The sequence below is a fragment of the Rhizobium sp. P32RR-XVIII genome, from assembly GCF_012641395.1.
Classification (GTDB): domain Bacteria; phylum Pseudomonadota; class Alphaproteobacteria; order Rhizobiales; family Rhizobiaceae; genus Rhizobium.
This window is the reverse complement of the sequence record NZ_JABAIH010000002.1, coordinates 367,539-386,733: the sequence shown is the minus strand read 5'-3', so window position 1 is coordinate 386,733 and position 19,195 is coordinate 367,539. Positions and strand designations below refer to the sequence as shown.

Genomic DNA, 19,195 nt, shown 5'->3' with positions numbered 1-19,195 from the left:
CGACGAGCATTGCTTTCAATTTGGACTTCGGTTGCTGTTCCCTTCAACAGAATTTTAGAGACCTGCAAATATAAACCGCGTTCGATCCGTAGTAACTTCGCTGCACTCCCAACCGCCACCAAAGGATTTATCGATGACTTTTTTCCGGACCACCCGGCTGATGCTGTCTGGCGCCGCATTTCTGTCGCTCGCCGGCTCCGCGTTCGCGCTCGACGGACAGGATCTTCTGAAGAAGTTGAATGCCGCCTATAGCGCCGAGGGCGGAACGATCGCTGCCGAAGGCATTGATGTCGATGGTACGACCATGACCTTGAAGAATGCCACCTTCAAGCCGAATGGCGGCGAGGCCTTCACGATCGGCGATATCGCGCTCACCGGCGTCGAAGAGGACGAGGATGGCGGCTATTACGTCGAGGAAGCCAGGTTCCCGGACATCAACGCAGCCCAAGACGGCGCGACGATCACCGCATCCGAACTGACGATCAGCGGCATCTCCATCCCGGCCGATGCGAACGGCCAAGGGCTCGACTCCATGCTGCTCTACGAGACCGCTCACATCGGCCCGGTCAAGGTCGTCAAGGACGGCAAGGAAGCCTTCTCCATCGGCGACACAAAGATGAACCTCACGCTGCGCGAGGATGAATCCGGCTTCGACTTCGACGGCGCGTTCAAAGGCATGAAGGCAGATCTCAGCGATGCGCCGGATCCGCAGGCGAAGGAAGCGATCGAGAAGCTCGCCCTCCAGCACGTCAACGGCGATGTCACCGTGAAAGGCGCGTGGGACCTCGCTCCGGGAGCGATCGACATCTCAGAACTCACGTTTGATTTCACCAATATCGGCCGCCTGAACCTTGCCCTCAAAATCTCCGGCTACACCCTGCCCTTCGTGAATTCTCTGCGCGAAGCGGCCAAGGCCTCCGAGACGAATCCGAACAAGGAAGAAGCGCAGCAGGCGCTCGGGCTCGCCATGCTCGGCCTCATGCAGCAGCTTTCATTCAGCGGCGCCGAAATCCGCTTCGACGATGCTTCGATCACCAAGCGTGCCCTCGAATATGCAGGTGCTCAGCAAAACATATCGGCAAAGCAGATGGCTGACGCGCTGAAGGCAATGGCGCCGATCGCTCTGGCGCAGCTCAATATCCCCGAACTGCAAAATGCGATCTCGGCGGCGATCAACACCTATCTCGACGATCCGAAAAACTTCGTCGTCAGCGCTTCTCCGGCGCAGCCGGTCCCCTTCCCGACCATCATGGGCGCGGCAATGGGCGCACCGGACACGCTGCCCAACGTCCTCGGCGTGAAGGTGACGGCCAACCAGTAGGGTTCGAAGCTCAAAAGTAAGCCCGGCAGCGATGCCGGGCTTTCTGTTCAATGGGACGCACCGGAGACGGCAGCAGCTCCCTGCTTGTCATGAAGCGCAAAGCGATCAAGCATGTGCGCGCTCGCCGCATTGAGCCCTTTGACATCGACATCAATTCCCTTGCGGCGGTATCTCAGGACAACCTTGTCCAAAGCGCCCACTGCAGTGATATCCCAGAAGTGCGCTCTGCTGACGTCGATCGTCACTGTCTTGACCGGTTCCTCGAAATCGAAGGACATCGAGAAGCTCTCCGCCGACGCGAAAAACACCTGTCCATCGACCGAGTATGTCCGTGCGCTTCCATCTGCGGTCAGAGCGGAGTGAACGTGGAAAAGGCCGGCAACCTTGCCCGCGAAGAAGACACCCGACAGCAGAACGCCGACAAGCACGCCCTTCGAAAGGTCATGCGTGGCGACTACCGTTACGACAGTCGCGAGCATCACGAATGAAGATGACGGCGGGTTCCGGCGAACGTCGAGAATGGAGCGCCAGGAAAATGTTCCGATCGAAACCATGATCATGATCGCCACAAGCGCCGCCATCGGAACGACGCGCAGGATGTCGTCGAGCACCAGAAGCAGAACGAGAAGGAAGGCACCGGCAACGAAGGTCGAAAGGCGGCCGCGTCCACCTGAGGCAATGTTGATGCCCGACTGACCGATCATGGCGCAGCCGCCCATGCCGCCGATCAGGGCGGAGGCGATGTTGCTGGCGCCCTGCCCGAAGCACTCCTGGCTCTTGTTGCTCTGCGTATGGGTCATGTCGTCTACGATCTGGGCGGTCAGCAGCGACTCCAGCAGGCCGACGGCAGCGAGGCCGATAGAATAAGGGAAAATGATCCGGAGCGTTTCGAAGGTCAGCGGCACCTGCGGGATGGTGAACACCGGCAGGCTCGTCGGCAGTTCGCCAAGATCGCTTACGGTGCGGACATCGAGACCCAACGAGATGGTTACCGCGGTCAGTACCGCAATCGCGACCAGCGGTGACGGGATGACTTTCGTCACGTAAGGAAAAAGGTAGATGATCGCGAGCGCAACCACGATCATCACATAGGTTGTCTGCGGCATGCCAATGAGTTCCGGCAGCTGCGCCATGAAGATCAGGATCGCGAGAGAATTGACGAAGCCCGTCATGACCGAGCGCGATACGAAGCGCATCAGACGGCCCAGCTTCAGCATTCCGGCGATCAACTGCAAGACGCCCATCAGGATCGTGGCAGCGAAGAGATATTGCAGGCCATGCTCTCGGACGAGCGATCCCATGAGGACCGCGGTCGCAGCCGTAGCTGCGGAAATCATGCCAGGACGTCCACCGACGATCGCCGAGACGCAGGCAATGGCGACGGAGGCAAAGAGACCTATTTTCGGATCGACGCCTGCAATCACAGAGAAGCCAATAGCTTCCGGGATGAGGGCAAGAGCCACGACGATGCCGGACAGAATGTCGCCGCGAATGTTCGAGAACCATTCGCGCCTGTAAGCGGAGAGTTTGCTCATATCAGATTTTTCACAAGGTTCAGCGCAACCGGACTGAATCCGGCTCAACATAGGGAGAAATGTTGTGCGTTGTCTGGCGGATCGGCGGCCAGAAGAGCCACCCGGAGTTTCACCGGGTCCGGGGCGAATGCGAGACGTATAGTTGCAGCGTTTTGTCGTTGCAACATGAAAAAGCCCGGCAGCGATGCCGGGCTTTTCAATCTGTCCTGACGAGGACCTCAGTCCTTCTTGACCGGCGGGATCGGGCGGATCGCCAGTTCGCGCAACTGCGTCGGCGTCGCAGGCGTGGGAGCGCCCATCAGCAGGTCCTCTGCCTGCTGGTTCATCGGAAACAGCGAAATCTCGCGCAGGTTCTTCGCGCCGACGAGGAGCATGACGATGCGGTCGATGCCGGCAGCCATGCCGCCATGCGGCGGTGCGCCATACTGGAAGGCGCGGTAAAGGCCGCCGAAGCGCTCTTCGACGTCCGCATGGCTGAGGCCGACCTTTTCGAAGGCCTTCACCATCAGTTCCGGCGACTGGTTACGGATCGAGCCCGAGGCGATTTCGAAGCCGTTGCAAACCATGTCGTACTGGAAGGCCTTGATCGTCAGCGGATCCTGGTTCGCCAGCGCATCGAGGCCGCCCTGCGGCATCGAGAACGGGTTGTGCGCGAAGTCGACCCGCTTCTCGTCTTCATTCCATTCGAAGAACGGGAAGTCGACGATCCAGCAGAGTTCGAAACGGTCGCGGTCGATGAGGTTCAGCTCGTCGGCAGCGCGGTTGCGGGCTTCGCCTGCGAACTTGTAGAACTTGTCCGGCTCGCCGGCGACGAAGAAGCAGGCGTCGCCATCACCGAGACCGAGCTGGGTGCGGACCGCATCCGTGCGCTCTTCGCCGATGTTCTTTGCCAACGGGCCGGCGCCTTCGAGCTTGTCGCCTTCCTTGCGCCAGAAGATGTAGCCGAGCCCGGGCTGACCCTGGCTCTGCGCCCAGGCGTTCATGCGGTCGCAGAACGCGCGGCTGCCGCCGGTCTTTGCCGGGATCGCCCAGATCTCAACCTTCGGGTTGGACGCGATCATGTTGGCGAAGACCTTGAAGCCGGAGCCGGCGAAGTGCTCGGTCACCTGTTCCATGACGATCGGGTTGCGCAGGTCGGGCTTGTCGGAGCCGTACATACGGATGGCGTCATCGTAGGGGATGCGGCGGAACTGCTGGGTGACCGGCTTGCCTTCGGCGAACTCCTCGAAGATGCCGCGGATGACCGGCTCCATCGTGTTCCAGACGTCTTCCTGCTCGACGAAGCTCATTTCGAGGTCGAGCTGGTAGAATTCGCCCGGCAGGCGATCGGCGCGCGGGTCTTCGTCGCGGAAGCAGGGCGCGATCTGGAAGTAGCGGTCGAAGCCGGCGACCATCAGTAGCTGCTTGTACTGCTGCGGGGCCTGCGGCAGGGCATAGAAACTGCCGGGGTGGATGCGGCTCGGGACGAGGAAGTCGCGCGCGCCTTCCGGCGAGGAGGCCGTCAGGATCGGCGTCGAATATTCGGTGAAACCAACGTCTTCCATGCGGTTGCGCATGTCGCGGATGATCTTCGTGCGCGTAACGATGTTCTTGTGCAGCGTCTCGCGGCGAAGATCGAGGAAGCGATACTTGAGGCGCACGTCTTCGGGATAATCTGGCTCGCCGAAGACCGGCAGCGGCAGCTCCTTGGCGGCGGAGAGAACCTCGATCTCCTGCGCGTAGAGCTCGATTTCGCCGGTCGCCATTGCCTTGTTGATGGTGTCTTCCGTGCGAGCCTTCACAAGACCGTCGATGCGGAGAACCCATTCGCCGCGCACGGTTTCGGCCATCTTGAAAGCGGGCGAATCCGGATCGGCGACGACCTGTGTGATGCCGTAGTGATCGCGAAGGTCGATGAAGAGAACGCCGCCATGGTCGCGAACGCGGTGGACCCAGCCGGAAATGCGGGCGGTAGAGCCGACGTCCGACTTGCGGAGGGCGGCGCATGTGTGGCTGCGATAGCGATGCATTATTTCAATTCCCGGTATCTGCTGAGACGGCTGCAAGGGCAAAAATGACCCTCAAGCGCCGACAAGAAAATCGGGCGGAAAAGCGCATGGACGGTCTGATTTGTCAAGGCTTGGGCCGCAGGGACTGCCACTTTGGGGTGGTTTATTCCGAGCCTTGGGTAAAGGCAAGTGCGGCAGTTTGGTCTTCGCTTCCTTATTGATGAAATCCGCAGTCAACTTTAAAGATGGCGCCACCACCATGACCGGAGTGCCCCCATGCCCCTTCTCACCCGTCGCAATCTGCTGAAGGCATCCGCCGTTGCGGGCGCTTATGGCATCGGCATGGGCGCCGCAGGTAAATTCGGTTTGGCTGGATCGGAGCCGCAGCCACAAGTGCTGAAAGCGGTGAAGACCGAGGCCTCGCTCACAGACGCGGGCTCGACGAAGGACATCATGACCTGGGGCGACCAAGGCATGCCGCCGGTTTTGCGCATGCAGCGCGGCGAGCCGTTTGCGGCACGGCTGACGAACAGCCTGGACGAACCGACGACGATCCACTGGCACGGGCTGCGCATCGACAACAAGATGGATGGCGTGCCGTTCATGACGCAGCCTTATGTCTATACCGGCGACAGCTTCGATTACGCCTTCACGCCCCCCGACGCCGGTACCTTCTGGTACCATCCGCATTGCAATACGCTGACGCAGATGGGCCACGGCATGACGGGGATCATCGTCGTGGAGGATCCTGCGGACCCGGTCTTCGACGCGGAAATCGTGCTCAACTTGCGCGACTGGCGGCTCGGCGGCGACGGGCAGTTCATCGCGCCCTTCCGGCCGCGGGATGCGGCAAAGACTGGCACATACGGAACGGTGCGAACCGCGAACTGGCAGCGGGAACCGCAATACGATGCTCTAGCCGGTGGGCTGATCCGCCTGCGGATCGCAATAACCGACGTAACGCGCATCTTCTCTTTGAAGATGGAAGGGGCCGCCGCGACGGTGATCGCGATCGACGGCAATCCGGTGCCGAAGCGCTTTCCGCTCGAACTCTTGCAGGTCGGCCCCGGACAGCGGCTGGACCTTGCCGTGAGGATGCCGGACAGCGAGGGAGCGGTCGCAACATTGGAAGACATCCGCGGGACCACGCCAAAGACGATCGCGAGCCTGCGCGCTGTGGGAAAAACGCTGAAACGCGATGCGCTCGATCTTGGACGGCTGGCTGCAAACCCGGTCCGGCAAGCGGATTTGTCGTCGGCGGAGCGCATACCGCTGGTGCTTAGCGCGACGGCGGAAAGCGCGCCCGCCGACAGCATCTGCGGCACCCTCGGCTATAGCTTCTGGGCGATCAACAAGGTTCCCTGGCCGGGGGACACGCCCGATCCGACAGCCCCTCTCGCCGAACTGAAGCTTGGCAAGAGCTACATCTTCCAGCTCGAAAACGTGACGCCGCACCTGCACCCGATCCATCTGCATGGCATGAGCTTGACCGTCATTTCGTCCTCGACGCGCGAAGTCAGGCCACTCGTTTCCGACACCTATTTGATCCAGCCCGACGAAAAGGTGCAGCTCGCCTTCGTGGCCGACAATCCCGGGGACTGGCTGCTGCATTGCCACATCATCGAGCACCAGAAGACCGGCATGACGAGCTATGTGCGGGTGACCTGATCTAGTAGACCTCTCGGCCGCCATCGCACTACATTTGGAGGCAGATGTGCACTCAAAGGTTTGCTATCATGAACGGCATCGAAATCTTTGCTTTCATCATTCTCCCTGCGATTGTTGCCGCCGGGGCTGGATTGCCGTGCTCGCAAATGAACGCCACAACAGGGTAAAGCACAGGCTTCATCCCGGCGAATAGCCTTTGCCATACGTCACCCATCGCCCTCAACGTATTGACATATCCTGCGTAAAGGAGAAGGAAGGTTAATCGACCTTTTCCTTGCGAATGAATTGACATGATCGAAACAACCGCCGATTTGGCGGCCGCCTGCAAAGAGCTGGCCAAGTCTGAATTTATTACAATCGACACCGAATTCCTGCGCGAGACGACATTCTGGCCGGAGCTTTGCCTGATACAGATGGCGAGCCCGACGACGGAAGTCCTTGTCGATCCGCTGGCGAAGGGCATCGATCTCGCACCCTTCTTCGAACTGATGGCCAATCCGAACGTGCTGAAGGTCTTCCATGCGGCGCGTCAGGACATCGAGATCATCTTCCATCGCGGCGGGCTGATCCCGCATCCGATCTTCGACACGCAGGTTGCCGCCATGGTCTGCGGTTTCGGCGACAGCGTGTCATACGACCAGCTCGTCGGCAGGACGAAAGGCGTGCAGATCGACAAGTCATCGCGCTTCACGGACTGGAGCCGCCGGCCACTTTCCGAAAAGCAGCTCGACTATGCGCTGGCTGATGTCACGCATCTGCGCGATGCCTATCTTTATCTCAAGGCCGAGCTCGAACGCGAAGGCCGTTCGTCCTGGCTCTCCGAGGAGATGGACATTCTCGAAGCGCGCGAAACCTACGACCTGCATCCGGACGATGCATGGCAGCGCCTGAAGATGCGGTTGCGCAAGCCACAGGAGCTCGCAATCCTCAAATATGTCGCCGCCTGGCGCGAACGCGAGGCGCGCTCCCGCAACGTGCCGCGTTCGCGCGTCCTGAAGGACGACGCGATCTACGAGATCGCCCAGCAGCAGCCGAAGGATGCCGAGGCGCTGAGCCGACTTCGGACGATTCCAAAGGGTTGGGAGCGCTCCGCTGCGGGCGGCGCGGTTCTCGAAGCCGTCAACACGGCCCTTGCCCTGCCGAAGGCCGAAATGCCGCATGTGCCGCGCCACACGCAGGCGCCGGAAGGTGCTGCCGCTGCGGTCGAGCTGCTCAAGGTCCTGCTCAAGCTGATTTCCGAAAAACACGGCGTTGCGCCGAAAGTCATCGCCAACAGCGAAGACCTCGACAAGATTGCGGCGGAAGGCGAGAAAGCCGAGGTCGCGGCCCTTCACGGCTGGCGCCGCGAGCTGTTCGGCGCACCCGCGCTGCAGCTCATCAAGGGCGAGATCGCGCTCCGTTTCGCGGGCAAGAAGGTCGATACCGTTTCGCTTTGATGGCTACCGGCCTCTGAACCGCCCGCGAAAATTGCTTGACCGAAACGGCTTGCGTGGAAAAATGCGGGTGAACGTCAAAGCAGGCCGGATGCCATGAGAGAGATTTTTCCAGCGCAGAACTGGCTGCTCATCGCGGTTGTGATGGCTGCGAGCGGCGTCCTTTACGGCCGCATCTTCTTCCTGGAGGAAACACCCGTCATCGGCGCGATCTTCGCGCTACTCATGGGCATGCCGATCCTTTTATTCGAGCGGAGGGTCTTTCTTCGCGGCCTCTACCGGCGCATTCAGAGACTTCCGACGCTCGCCTTCATCATTTCCGGTCTCGTGATCTACGAGATCATGATGAGCATCGGTTACGCGCTTGCCGGCACGCTCCTCTCGTGGTTCGGCTTGCTCGAGCCCGCGCCGCCGAGCCACATTCTGATCATGCCCTTCAAGGTCTTCATCTACGCGCTGGCGGTCTGCGCCGTCATCATTTTCGTATTGCGCGTGCGTGAGCTGCTGGGGCGCGACGTCTTCCTCAGCATGCTGTCCAGCCGCTACCGGAATCCGGTCAAGGAGGAGCGCATTTTCCTCTTCATCGACCTTATCGATTCGACCCCTTTTGCCGAAAAACATGGCGACCTGCGGGCGCAACAGTTCCTCGGCGCGTTGTTTGCAACCTTCGCGGAGCCCGTGCGTCGCCACGGCGGCTCTATCGATGATTATGTCGGGGATGCCGCCATCATTACGTGGCCGCTCGCGCGCGGCTTGAAGGACGGCCGGTGCGTGCGCTGCGTCTTCGACATCCTGACCGCCGTCGAGGCGGATGCGGCAAGCTGGCTGAAGCAGTATGGACAGGTGCCCCGCCTGCGGGCCGCGCTTCACGGCGGGTTCGTCATCACGGCCGAAATCGGTGTCGACCACCACAAGATCACGTATTTCGGCGATACGGTGAATACGACCGCCCGGCTGGAAGGCCTCTGCAAAACACTGAACCGGCCTGTGCTGATTTCGAGCGAGCTTGCACAGCGCCTCACTCTGCCCGAAATGATAAACGCCGAAGATCTCGGCGTCCACGCTCTCAAGGGCCGGGGCCAGGGACTGGGCGTCATGGCGCTGGCCCGGGCTCTGCCCGCATCGGGAGCGTCACCAAAGCTTCATTCAACCTTCAATTCGGCGATATGAATGGACTGCTAATCGGGAACCGCCAACTCATTTGATGGGGGTCTCCATGAAAACAGCACTTTACGCTTCCGTGTCCCTATTGCTTCTGATTGCCACTTCCGCCTCCGCGGACCAGCAGGAGTTCACCGCAACGCTTGCCGGCCAGGCGATCCTGCCCGCCAACACCATCGTCGCCGCTCCGGCCGACGCCCCGGCCTTCCTGAAGACTTCCGGCAAGTTCACGACGCCGGATCGCAAGCGCACCGAAGCTCTCGGTAGCGTCCCGGGCAAGGACGGCGTCCGCGTCACCGACATCAAACTGCCGCTCGATGGCCAGCCAGTTCAGGGCTTCTCCGGCATCAAGATGATGGAAGACGGGACTTTCTGGACGCTTTCCGACAACGGCTTCGGCTCGAAATTCACCTCGTCCGACTCCATGCTCTTCCTGCACCAGATGAAGTTCGACTGGGCGGCGAACAAGGCTGAGGTCATGCAGAACCTCTTCCTCTCCGATCCGAACAAAATCGCTCCCTTCCCGATCGTCATGGAAGGCACCGACACGCGCTACCTGACCGGCGCGGACTTCGACATCGAATCCGTTCAACCGGTTGCCGACGGATTCTGGCTCGGCGATGAGTTCGGCCCTTACCTTCTGAAATTTGATACCAAGGGCCAGCTGACCGACGTCATCCCGACAACGGTCGACGGCAAGCCAGTCGTCTCGCCGGACAACGCGCTGATCCAGCTGCCGGCCAACCCGACCGCGAAGAACCCCGTCTTCAACCTGAAGCGCTCCGGCGGCTTCGAGGGGCTTGCCATGTCGAAGGACGGCGCCAAGCTCTACGGCCTGCTCGAAGGCGCGCTCTATCAGGACGACGGCAAGATGGAATCCGTTGACAGCCACACCGCGATCCGCGTCATCGAATTCGACGTCGCAGCCAAGAAGTGGACCGGCCGCAGCTGGCTCTATCCGTTCGAGGACAAGGGCGTTTCGATCGGCGACTTCAACATGCTGGATGACACGACCGCCCTCGTCATCGAGCGTGACAACGGCGCCGGCACGAAGGACAAGGCCTGCGCCGATCCGAAGCAGCCGAAGCCGGACTGCTTCGAGGCGCCGGCCGAACTCAAGCGCGTCTACAAGATCGAGTTCAACGACGCCAACGCCGGCAAGGCCGTGCGCAAGATCGGCTACATCGATCTCCTCAACATCAAGGATCCGGACAACAAGAAGAAGGCCGGAAACAAGGACGGTATCTACGACATGCCGTTCGTGACGATCGAAAACGTCGACCGCGTCGATGCCACACACATCATCATCGGCAACGACAACAACCTGCCTTTCTCGGCCGGCCGCGCAGTCGACAAGGCTGACAACAACGAGTTCAGCCTGCTCGAAGTGGGCGACTTCCTGAACGCGAAGTAATTCGTGTTCTGAAAAAATAAAGGGCGTCCGGCGAAAGCCGGGCGCCCTTTCGTTTGAGGCGCCGTCAGGCAGCCTTCGCCGAGGCAATGCCGTCGAGCTTCCTCACGGCGTCGGCCGGCAGAGTGATGTCGGCGACCGCAAGATTTTCCCTCAGATGCCCGCGCGACGAGGTGCCCGGGATCGGCAGGATGTTCGACGCGCGTTGCAGCAGCCAAGCAAGAGCAACCTGCATTGGCGTTGCACCGAGTTCGGCTGCGACATCCGAAAGCGTGGAAGACTGTAGCGGCGAGAAGCCGCCGAGCGGGAAGAATGGTACATAGGCCGCCCCTCCCCGGCAAGCTGCTGGATCAGCGCATCGTCTTGGCGATGGGCAAGGTTGTACTGGTTCTGAACGCAGACGATCGCCGTGATCTTTCGTCCGTCGGCGATCTGTTTGGCGGTGACGTTCGACAGGCCAATGTGTTTGACAAGCCCCTGACGCTGAAGATCGGCGAGAACGGTCAGCGGCTCCTCAAGAGAACCTTCCGCCGGTCCGTGGACGTCGAACATCGCGCGCAGATTGACCACCTCGATGATGTCGAGGCCGAGGTTCTTGAGGTTGTCATGGATCGCCTGGGTCAGCGCCTCTTTCGAAAAGGTGGGGTTCCAGGAGGCGTCCGCCCCGCGCGTTGCCCCTACCTTGGTGACGATCACCAGATCGTCCCTATAGGGATGCAAGGCTTCCTTGATGATCTGGTTGGTGACGTGGGGCCCGTAGAAATCGCTGGTGTCGATGTGATCGACGCCGCTTTCGACCGCTTCGCGCAACACCGCGACCGCCTCGGCGCGATCCTTTGGCGGGCCGAACACGGCCTTGCCGGCAAGCTGCATTGCACCGTACCCGAGCCGTTTTACGGCGCGGTCGCCAAGAGTGAATGCACCCGACTTTTCGATATTGGACATGATCTATCTCCGTTTCAAGACGACGCAAAATAGGCCACGGCGGCATCTTCGATAACTGGAGACAATCCGCACGGGCTGTCCGGATTTCCGGACAATGACTTCCGGCAAAGAAGCACGCCAGATCGCGACGCCCTTACTCGAAGCAGAAAGCCAGCCGCTTGTTCGTCAGCCTCGAGAGCTGCTGCATGCGTCCGTCGAGGCGCTCTCCGGCGAAGTCTTGGTATTCCGACGGCACGACGAGTTCGAGGTCGATTTCCGGATCGAATGATTTGCGGAACGTCAGGTTCTTCACCACGCCCGGCATCGATGCCGAGAAGAGATAGACGACACGCAGGATGCCACCGAGAAGCTTGGCGCGCTCGGCGAATTGCGGACCGGCAATCCTGGCAAGCGGCGCAGTGGATCCGTCATCGTTCAGCCCCTCGAAACGATGGTAATTGGCCAGCGCGATAAAGGCTCGGCCGGGATGGCTGATGCCGACGAAAGAGGAATGGGCGATGAGGTTCAACGCCTGCAGGCCGCGGTAATCCGGGTGCGCGCGCCAGCTGATGTCGGCGAGGAGGCAGGCTGCCTGCCGGTAGCGCGCTTCTTCGTCGGTTTCCGTGATGCCGAAATACAGCATTGCATTACCGGTCCACTCCGCAAGCTCCCGCGCATGCTCGGGCGAGCGGGCTCGAAGGATCGCAAGCTCGGAGGCTGCCGAAAGCAGCGGATCTGCGCGGCGCTCGCCTTCCGAGAGCAGCGAATAGAGATAACCTTCGCGTACGCCCTGCGCAGAGAAGGAAATGATGGCGGGCTTCATCGCACCCAGCACTTCCTTCATGGCTACGGCACCGAAGGGGAGAAGCGTGCGGCGGTGCTTCGAAACCGCCTGGAACGCCGGGTCCTTGGAATCCCTTGCCACTTCCACCTGCTCGAGGAACGTCATCATCGCCTCGAGAGAGACCTCGTAGCCCTGCATCATATGCAGTGGGTACTGCGTCATTTCCATGTGAAGCTTGGCGATGTTACGCCAGGTGCCGCCGACGGCGTAAAAGGTTCGGCCGGCGCCGTTTTCCAGAATTTTCGCAGCGCTTCGAACATGCTTGCGGGCAAAAGTATGGGCTTTGGCGAGAGAGCCGCCAGCATATTCCGAGAGGCGCAAGCCCCCGAGCGGCAAGGTAATCCCTTCGCCGATCTTGCGCTCATTGATGTCGATGAGCTCCAGCGAGCCGCCGCCGAGGTCGCCGGCAATACCGTCCGGATGGTAGAAGCCGCTGACGACGCCGAGCGCGGAGAACTTGGCCTCCTCGCCTCCGGACAATACCCGGATCTTGCGTTGGAGGATCGTTTCCGCCTTGTGAATGAAATCGGGGCCGTTGGAGGCTTCGCGCGCGGCGGCCGTCGCAAGCACGTACATGGTCGAGGCGCGTGCCTGCGCAGACAGAGCCTTGAAGCGGTGGAGAGCGGCCAGCGCGCGGGCGACGCTTCCTTCATCCATCTTGCCGGTCAAAGCGATGCCCTTCCCAAGGCCGCAAAGCACCTTTTCGTTGAAAAGGATCGTCGGCGACCGGGCGAGGCCCTCGTAAACGACCAAGCGGACCGAGTTCGACCCGATATCGATGACGGAGACCGGGGCTATTCCTGGAAGGCGCCCCTGGGCTTCTGATTCAACCATGCAGGTCCAGTTTTATCTCTTGGTCCAGCCGGAAAGCAGACTGGCAATCAGCTTTGGAGCGCTGGATTTCAGGGCTTCACCGCGGCCGGACAGGCTGGGGTTAGTCATGAAATACTGCTGCGCGTTGAACGGCTCTTCGCCCTTGCGCACTTCCATGCGCCGAGACGTGCCGTCGGGCAATATCTCGTAGCTCTGCTGATTGTCAATGATATTGCCGAGCATGATCTGGGACAAAACCTGCTCGTGGACAGTCGGATTGGTGAGCGGAACAAGCGTTTCGACGCGGCGGTCGAGGTTTCTCGGCATCATGTCGGCGGAGCCGATATAAACGAGCGCCTTGTCCGACGGCAGCCCATGGCCATTGCCGAAGCAGAAGATGCGGCTGTGTTCCAGGAAGCGGCCGACGATCGACTTGACGCGAATATTGTCCGACAGACCCGGTACTTGCGGCCGCAGGCAGCAGATGCCGCGAACGACGAGATCGATCTCCACACCGGCGCGGCTTGCCGTATAGAGCGCATCGATGATCTCAGGATCAACGAGCGCGTTCATCTTCATCCAGATAGCGGCAGGCGCTCCGTTCTTGGCATGGGCGATCTCCTCGTCGATGTGACGAAGAATGCGGTCGCGCAGCGTGTAGGGCGAAACCGCGAGCTTCATGCTTTCTTCCGGCTCGCCGTAGCCGGTGATGAAGTTGAAGATGTTCGCCATGTCGTGGGCGATCACCGGATTGCAGGTGAAGAAGGAAAGGTCGGTGTAGATCTTCGCGGTGATCGGATGGTAGTTGCCGGTGCCGAGGTGGCAATAGCTGCGGAGCCTGCCCTCCTCGCGGCGAACGACCAGTGACATCTTTGCATGTGTCTTGAGTTCGATGAAGCCGAAGACGACCTGCACGCCGGCGCGCTCGAGATCGCGCGCCCAGCGGATGTTCGCCTCTTCGTCGAAACGGGCCTTGAGTTCGACAAGGGCAGTCACCGACTTGCCCGATTCGGCGGCGTCAATCAGCGCGCGGACGATCGGGCTGTCATTCGAGGTGCGGTAAAGCGTCTGCTTTATCGCCAGAACGTCAGGATCGCGCGCAGCCTGGAGAAGAAACTGGACCACCACGTCGAAAGACTCGTAGGGGTGATGAACCACCATGTCCTTCTCGCGGATTGCGGCGAAGCAGTCTCCGGCGTGTTCGCGGACGCGCTCGGGAAATCGCGCATTGTAGGGTGGAAATCGGAGATCGTCGCGCGGCGCCTTGGTGATTTCCGAGAGCGTGTTGAGCGCCAGCAGGCCCGGCAGAACGGCGACGCGATTGTCGGGCACGTTCATCGCCTGCACCACGAAATGACGCAGCGACGCCGGCATTTCGGAATCCGTTTCGATGCGGATCACCTTGCCGCGGCGCCGGCGCTTGAGTGCTGTTTCGAAGAAGCGCACGAGGTCTTCGGCCTCTTCCTCGACTTCGATATCGCTGTCGCGGATGATGCGGAACGTACCCGAGCCCTGCACCTCGTAGCCGGGGTAGAGGCGGTGGATGAAGATGTTCGCCACGTCTTCCAGCGTGATGTAGCGGATCGTCCCTCCGTCATCCGGCAGGCGCACGAAACGGTCCAAGGCGGGCGGCAGGCGCAGCAGCGCCGTCATCGGCTCACGGCCGTGCTTGCTGGTAAGCTGCAGACCGATCGAGAAGCCGAGATTGGGAATGAAGGGGAACGGGTGGGCCGGGTCGATCGAGAGCGGCGTCAGAACCGGAAAGATCGCCTGTTCGAACTCTGCCGCCAGCCACTGCCGATCGGCGTCGCTGAGAGCGCCGGGGCGTACGAACAGAATGTCTTCCTTGGCGAGATACTGCTGCAGAACGGCGAGCGAAGCCTGTTGTTCCATCTGCAGATTGTCGATCTCCCGCAAAATGGCATCGAGCTGTTCGGCAGGTGTCTTGCCGTCCGGTGTGCGGATGGCGATGTTCTGCCGGACCTGGCCCTCGAGGCCCGCGACGCGCACCATGAAGAACTCGTCGAGGTTGGCGGCGGAAATCGACAGGAAGCGGACGCGTTCAAGCAGCGGATGCTCGGTGTTCAGGGTTTCCTCAAGAACACGGCGGTTGAACTGCAGCCAGGAAAATTCGCGGTTGATGAAGCGTTCAGGACTGCTCAGCAGCTCTTCCAGCGGAGGGACGACGGCCGGTGTTGGAGGAAGGGATTCCTGATGCTCTGCAACTGCACTGTCCATATGTCGATCCGCCCCGTTTATTCGTCCCTGCGAATTATATCAGTTTCACGACGGAACTGTGACAGTCAATCAAGCGAACCGGAATTTCCCAATTCATTCAATACCTCGGCTGCCATCGCTCGAGTGATCTTGGTGCCTCGCGACCAAGCCAGCCGATCGAGCCGCTCGACAATCGTCTGAGCCGCATTCAGCGACCGTTCCATCCGGTTGACGATATAGAGCACGAGTTTGTCATCTATATTAAGCTGACGGTCGGAGAAGAGCTTGACGATGACCTGCGACAGCAATTCCTCGTCGGGCTCGCCGATTTCGACGGTCGTCGCCGCCTTGAGCCTTGAGCGCAGGTCGGGAAGCTGAACGGGCCAAGACATCGGCCAGAGACGGCTGGTCATCAACAGGCTGTTGCCGTTTTCGCGCACGCTGTTGATGACGTGAAAAAGCTCGGTGTCGTCGAAGCCGAGGCGGTCGACATCCTCGAAAAGAACCGGACCGTTGGCAGCGGCAAGCGCGGCGTCGGATCCGGACTTCGGGTGAATGCGTTCGGCCCCGCTGCGCTCCTCCCAAATCGTCGCCAAATGCGTCTTTCCGGAACCGACCGGTCCGGCGAGAATGACGACAGGAGATGGCCATTGCGGCCAGGCGTCGACGATAGTCACGGCAGCGCTCAGGCGGTCCGAGATCAGGAGATCGTCCCGGCTGCTTGCGGCATCATGAGAAAAGACCAGCGGGAGCTGCTCCCCCGCGCTGCGCTTCACGTCGCTCATTTTGAATCGGCTTTTGTCTTCCGGGCCGCAGCAGGTTGCGACTGGCCCGCATAAAGATCGCTCTGAAGGTAGCGCGCGAGCGCAAAACGGACAAGCACGCCGACGACGGCGGCTGCCGGGACGGCAACCAGCAGGCCGACAAAGCCGAAGAGCGCACCGAACGCAAAAAGGGCGAACATCAGCCAGACCGGATGAAGGCCGACGCTATGGCCGACGAGCTTCGGCTGCAGGATATTGCCCTCCAGGAACTGACCGCTGAAGAAGACTGCCAGCACCGCGCCGATCCACAGGTAATCCGGCCAGAACTGCACGATGGCAACGCCGACGGCAAGAACCAGACCGACCAGCGAGCCGACATAGGGAATGAAGCTGATCATGCCGGCAAAGAGGCCGATGAGCAGGCCAAAGTTCAAGCCGACGAGCGACAGCCCGGCCGCGTAGTAAATCCCGAGGATCAGGCAGAGAGAGCCTTGCCCGCGAACGAAACCGGCAATCGCCTGATCGATTTCGCGGGCAATCTGGCGGACGTCGTTGAGATAGTCGCGGGGGATACACTGATCGACCTTGGCGACCATGCGGTCCCAATCGAGCAGCATATAGAAGGCGACCACCGGCGTTACGACCAGCAGCGAGATGACATCGACGATCGCCTTGCCGGAGTTCCATATCTGCGCAAAGAGGCCGGTGAGGAAGCCCATGCCTTCCGTAAGGACTGCGGAGAAATTGTCCTTGATCGTACCAAGCTGGTTCTTGACCCAGTCCGGCATCACGGAATCCTGTGCGTCGGCGATGTAGGCCTGCAACTGGCTGATATAGCCCGGAACGCGCTGCGCGAAATCGTTGAACTGGTTGATCAGCACCGGAATGAGGATCATCAGCGCCAGCGCGAAGACGATGACGAAGGCGACCAGTATGACGATCGTCGCCATCAAGCGGCTCATGCCCAGGCGCTGCAGACGGTCGGCGACGGGATCGAGGAAATAGGCGATGGCCATGCCGGCAATGAAAGGCAGCAGGATGGAGCTGAAGATGTAGAGGAAGATGACGAAGAAGACGAAGACGCCCAGCCAGAAAAAGATCTGACGCTTCAGACTAGCCCCGCTGACCTGATTTGGCATCGTTTTCCCCGTTCGTCCGCCCCTGGCGCGATCGCTTCGCGCCGGTACTTGAAGCACATAGGATGCAGGCTGGAACATGGTCAACCCTGCTGCGAAAAATCCCGTCATCCCCTATGGAAAGAGCAGGAAATTAGGGCTTTTCTCTATGCGGCGCCTTGCATAAAGCGCACTCTCATGCAATTGCGACCGGCATTGTGAAGATCGGTTAAAAAACCGCCCGAAGACAGCCATCGGAGATTAGCATGAGCCAGTCTGGAAAAAACGGCCTGACCTATAGCGACGCAGGCGTCGATATCGATGCCGGCAATCTTCTGGTAGAAAAAATCAAGCCTGCCGTGCGTTCCACGCGCCGCCCTGGCGCCGATGGCGAAATCGGCGGCTTCGGCGGCCTGTTCGACCTCAAGGCCGCGGGCTTCACCGATCCGGTTCTTGTCGCCGCCAATGACGGTGTCGGCACCAAGCTGAAGATCGCGATCGACGCCGATTATCATGAGACGGTCGGCATCGACCTGGTGGCGATGTGCGTCAACGATCTCGTCGTACAGGGTGCGGAACCGCTTTTCTTCCTCGACTATTTCGCGACCGGCAAGCTCGATCCGGACCAGGGCGCGGCGATCGTCGGCGGTATCGCCGCTGGCTGCCGCGAGGCGGGATGTGCATTGATCGGCGGCGAAACAGCGGAAATGCCGGGCATGTACTCCTCCGGCGATTACGATCTTGCAGGCTTTGCCGTCGGTGCCGCCGAGCGGGGCCAGCTTCTGCCTTCCGGCGACATTGCTGAAAGTGACATCATCCTCGGCCTCGCCTCCTCCGGCGTTCACTCCAACGGCTTCTCGCTGGTGCGCAAGATCGTCGAGCTTTCCGGCTTGAGCTGGGACGCGCCGGCGCCTTTTGCCGAAGGCAAGGTGCTCGGTGAGGCATTGCTCACGCCGACCCGCATCTATGTGAAGCCGCTGCTCAAGGCCATCCGCGAAACCAAAGCCATCAAGGCACTGGCGCACATCACCGGTGGCGGTTTTCCCGAGAACATTCCGCGCGTGCTGCCCAAACATCTCGCCGCCGAGATCGATCTTGCCGCCGTCAAGGTGCCGCCAGTCTTCTCCTGGCTCGCCAAGACGGGCGGCGTCGAAGCCAAGGAAATGCTGCGGACCTTCAACTGCGGCGTCGGCATGATCGCCGTCGTCTCGCCTGAAAACGTGGCAGCGGTAACCACCGTTCTGGAAGCCGAAGGCGAAAAGGTTGTCACCCTCGGCCGCATGATCGCCCGCGCGGAAGGCGCCGCCGGGACGGTTTACAAGGGCACGCTTGCCATATGACCATGCCGCGCAAACGCGTCGTCGTCTTCATTTCCGGCGGCGGCTCCAACATGATGGCGCTCGTTGAGGCGGCGAAAGCCGAAGACTTTCCGGCGGAGATCGTCGGGGTGATTTCCGACAACGCAAATGCCGGCGGTCTTGCGAAAGCTGCTGCTGAAGGCATTCCTGCCTTCGCCTTCATCCGCAAGGACTATGCAAGCAAGGAAGCGCACGAGGCGGCGATCCTCGAAGCGCTGGACCGGCTCTCGCCGGACATCCTGTGCCTTGCCGGCTATATGCGGCTTCTGAGCGCGACATTCATTCGGCGTTATGAGGGCCGGATGATCAACATTCACCCTTCCCTCCTGCCGCTCTTTCCCGGGCTGCACACGCATCAGCGCGCCATCGACGCCGGCATGCGGATCTCGGGCTGCACCGTGCATTTCGTGACCGAGGGCATGGATGAAGGCCCGGTGATCGGCCAGGCGGCCGTGCCGGTCTTCTCCGGTGATACGGCCGATACACTTGCTGCCCGCGTGCTCACCGTGGAGCACCAGCTTTATCCCCGGGCGCTGCGGCTTTTTGCCGAGGGCAAGGTGCGGATGGAAGGAAATAAGGCTGTCGGCGCGGATGCAGCCACGCTGGGTAGCTCCAATCACATCATTTCCCTGATCGCCTGATC

The 19,195-nt window shown here is 60.8% G+C and carries 13 protein-coding genes, 1 pseudogene and 1 other annotated feature; of the genes and pseudogenes, 7 read left to right on the top strand and 7 right to left on the bottom strand.

The features are described 5' to 3' along the window. Positions 1–133 precede the first annotated feature (133 nt). Positions 134–1,321, top strand: a complete 1,188-nt coding sequence (locus HGP14_RS06890) for a hypothetical protein (protein ID WP_168829118.1) — start codon at positions 134–136, stop codon at positions 1,319–1,321. Positions 1,322–1,368: 47 nt separating this feature from the next. Here HGP14_RS06890 and HGP14_RS06885 read toward each other — a convergent pair whose 3' ends face one another. Together HGP14_RS06885 and aspS are read right to left on the bottom strand one after the other, a co-directional pair. Next, on the bottom strand, positions 1,369–2,856 hold the full coding sequence (locus tag HGP14_RS06885) for a SulP family inorganic anion transporter (protein ID WP_168829117.1): 1,488 nt from the start codon (positions 2,854–2,856) through the stop codon (positions 1,369–1,371). A 67-nt stretch (positions 2,857–2,923) separates the two neighbouring features. Beyond that, positions 2,924–2,979: a sequence feature (sul1 is cis-regulatory element that is thought to sense ions involved in sulfur or methionine metabolism; They are found in Alphaproteobacteria), on the bottom strand. Between the two features lie 95 nt (positions 2,980–3,074). Then, complete coding sequence (gene aspS, locus HGP14_RS06880; RefSeq protein ID WP_168829116.1) at positions 3,075–4,865, bottom strand: aspartate--tRNA ligase; 1,791 nt, start codon at positions 4,863–4,865, stop codon at positions 3,075–3,077. A 255-nt stretch (positions 4,866–5,120) separates the two neighbouring features. Here aspS and HGP14_RS06875 point away from each other — a divergent pair, with 255 nt between their 5' ends. The 4 genes from HGP14_RS06875 to HGP14_RS06860 all read left to right on the top strand — a co-directional run bounded on the left by HGP14_RS06875 (position 5,121) and on the right by HGP14_RS06860 (position 10,520). After that, complete coding sequence (locus HGP14_RS06875; protein WP_168829115.1) at positions 5,121–6,512, top strand: multicopper oxidase family protein; 1,392 nt, start codon at positions 5,121–5,123, stop codon at positions 6,510–6,512. Between the two features lie 290 nt (positions 6,513–6,802). Then, entirely contained in the window at positions 6,803–7,948 is a 1,146-nt protein-coding gene (gene rnd / locus HGP14_RS06870; RefSeq protein ID WP_168829114.1) for a ribonuclease D, read from the top strand. Between the two features lie 93 nt (positions 7,949–8,041). Further along, a complete protein-coding gene (locus HGP14_RS06865) occupies positions 8,042–9,115 on the top strand; it encodes an adenylate/guanylate cyclase domain-containing protein (protein WP_168829113.1) in 1,074 nt (357 codons plus the stop codon). Between the two features lie 46 nt (positions 9,116–9,161). Next, positions 9,162–10,520 (top strand): esterase-like activity of phytase family protein, encoded by a 1,359-nt coding sequence (locus HGP14_RS06860; RefSeq protein ID WP_168829112.1) that lies wholly within the window; start codon positions 9,162–9,164, stop codon positions 10,518–10,520. Positions 10,521–10,584: 64 nt separating this feature from the next. Here HGP14_RS06860 and HGP14_RS06855 read toward each other — a convergent pair. From HGP14_RS06855 to HGP14_RS06835, 5 genes and pseudogenes are all read right to left on the bottom strand, one after another. Next, a pseudogene (locus HGP14_RS06855) lies at positions 10,585–11,462 on the bottom strand (aldo/keto reductase family oxidoreductase). A gap of 133 nt (positions 11,463–11,595) precedes the next feature. Then, the gene (ppx, locus tag HGP14_RS06850) at positions 11,596–13,119 is read right to left on the bottom strand and encodes an exopolyphosphatase (protein ID WP_168829111.1); all 1,524 of its coding nucleotides are present in this window, start codon (positions 13,117–13,119) and stop codon (positions 11,596–11,598) included. Between the two features lie 12 nt (positions 13,120–13,131). After that, the gene (locus tag HGP14_RS06845; RefSeq protein ID WP_168829110.1) at positions 13,132–15,336 is read right to left on the bottom strand and encodes an RNA degradosome polyphosphate kinase; all 2,205 of its coding nucleotides are present in this window, start codon (positions 15,334–15,336) and stop codon (positions 13,132–13,134) included. Positions 15,337–15,401: 65 nt separating this feature from the next. After that, entirely contained in the window at positions 15,402–16,100 is a 699-nt protein-coding gene (hdaA, locus tag HGP14_RS06840; protein WP_168829109.1) for a DnaA regulatory inactivator HdaA, read from the bottom strand. Next, positions 16,097–17,218 (bottom strand): AI-2E family transporter, encoded by a 1,122-nt coding sequence (locus HGP14_RS06835; protein WP_168829108.1) that lies wholly within the window; start codon positions 17,216–17,218, stop codon positions 16,097–16,099. The genes hdaA and HGP14_RS06835 overlap by 4 nt, the downstream gene beginning before the upstream one ends. 242 nt (positions 17,219–17,460) lie before the next feature. Between HGP14_RS06835 and purM the strand changes: the two genes are divergently transcribed. Both purM and purN read left to right on the top strand, forming a co-directional pair. Continuing rightward, the gene (gene purM / locus HGP14_RS06830) at positions 17,461–18,534 is read left to right on the top strand and encodes a phosphoribosylformylglycinamidine cyclo-ligase (protein ID WP_168829107.1); all 1,074 of its coding nucleotides are present in this window, start codon (positions 17,461–17,463) and stop codon (positions 18,532–18,534) included. After that, entirely contained in the window at positions 18,531–19,193 is a 663-nt protein-coding gene (purN, locus tag HGP14_RS06825; protein WP_168829106.1) for a phosphoribosylglycinamide formyltransferase, read from the top strand. Before purM ends, purN begins: the two co-directional genes overlap by 4 nt. Positions 19,194–19,195: the final 2 nt, after the last annotated feature.

Coding starts and splice junctions, on each gene's coding strand:
- HGP14_RS06890 (WP_168829118.1), top strand. CDS start 134: ATGACTTTTTTCCGGACCACCCGGCTGATGCTGTCTGGCGCCGCATTT.
- HGP14_RS06885 (WP_168829117.1), bottom strand. CDS start 2,856: ATGAGCAAACTCTCCGCTTACAGGCGCGAATGGTTCTCGAACATTCGC.
- aspS (WP_168829116.1), bottom strand. CDS start 4,865: ATGCATCGCTATCGCAGCCACACATGCGCCGCCCTCCGCAAGTCGGAC.
- HGP14_RS06875 (WP_168829115.1), top strand. CDS start 5,121: ATGCCCCTTCTCACCCGTCGCAATCTGCTGAAGGCATCCGCCGTTGCG.
- rnd (WP_168829114.1), top strand. CDS start 6,803: ATGATCGAAACAACCGCCGATTTGGCGGCCGCCTGCAAAGAGCTGGCC.
- HGP14_RS06865 (WP_168829113.1), top strand. CDS start 8,042: ATGAGAGAGATTTTTCCAGCGCAGAACTGGCTGCTCATCGCGGTTGTG.
- HGP14_RS06860 (WP_168829112.1), top strand. CDS start 9,162: ATGAAAACAGCACTTTACGCTTCCGTGTCCCTATTGCTTCTGATTGCC.
- ppx (WP_168829111.1), bottom strand. CDS start 13,119: ATGGTTGAATCAGAAGCCCAGGGGCGCCTTCCAGGAATAGCCCCGGTC.
- HGP14_RS06845 (WP_168829110.1), bottom strand. CDS start 15,336: ATGGACAGTGCAGTTGCAGAGCATCAGGAATCCCTTCCTCCAACACCG.
- hdaA (WP_168829109.1), bottom strand. CDS start 16,100: ATGAGCGACGTGAAGCGCAGCGCGGGGGAGCAGCTCCCGCTGGTCTTT.
- HGP14_RS06835 (WP_168829108.1), bottom strand. CDS start 17,218: ATGCCAAATCAGGTCAGCGGGGCTAGTCTGAAGCGTCAGATCTTTTTC.
- purM (WP_168829107.1), top strand. CDS start 17,461: ATGAGCCAGTCTGGAAAAAACGGCCTGACCTATAGCGACGCAGGCGTC.
- purN (WP_168829106.1), top strand. CDS start 18,531: ATGACCATGCCGCGCAAACGCGTCGTCGTCTTCATTTCCGGCGGCGGC.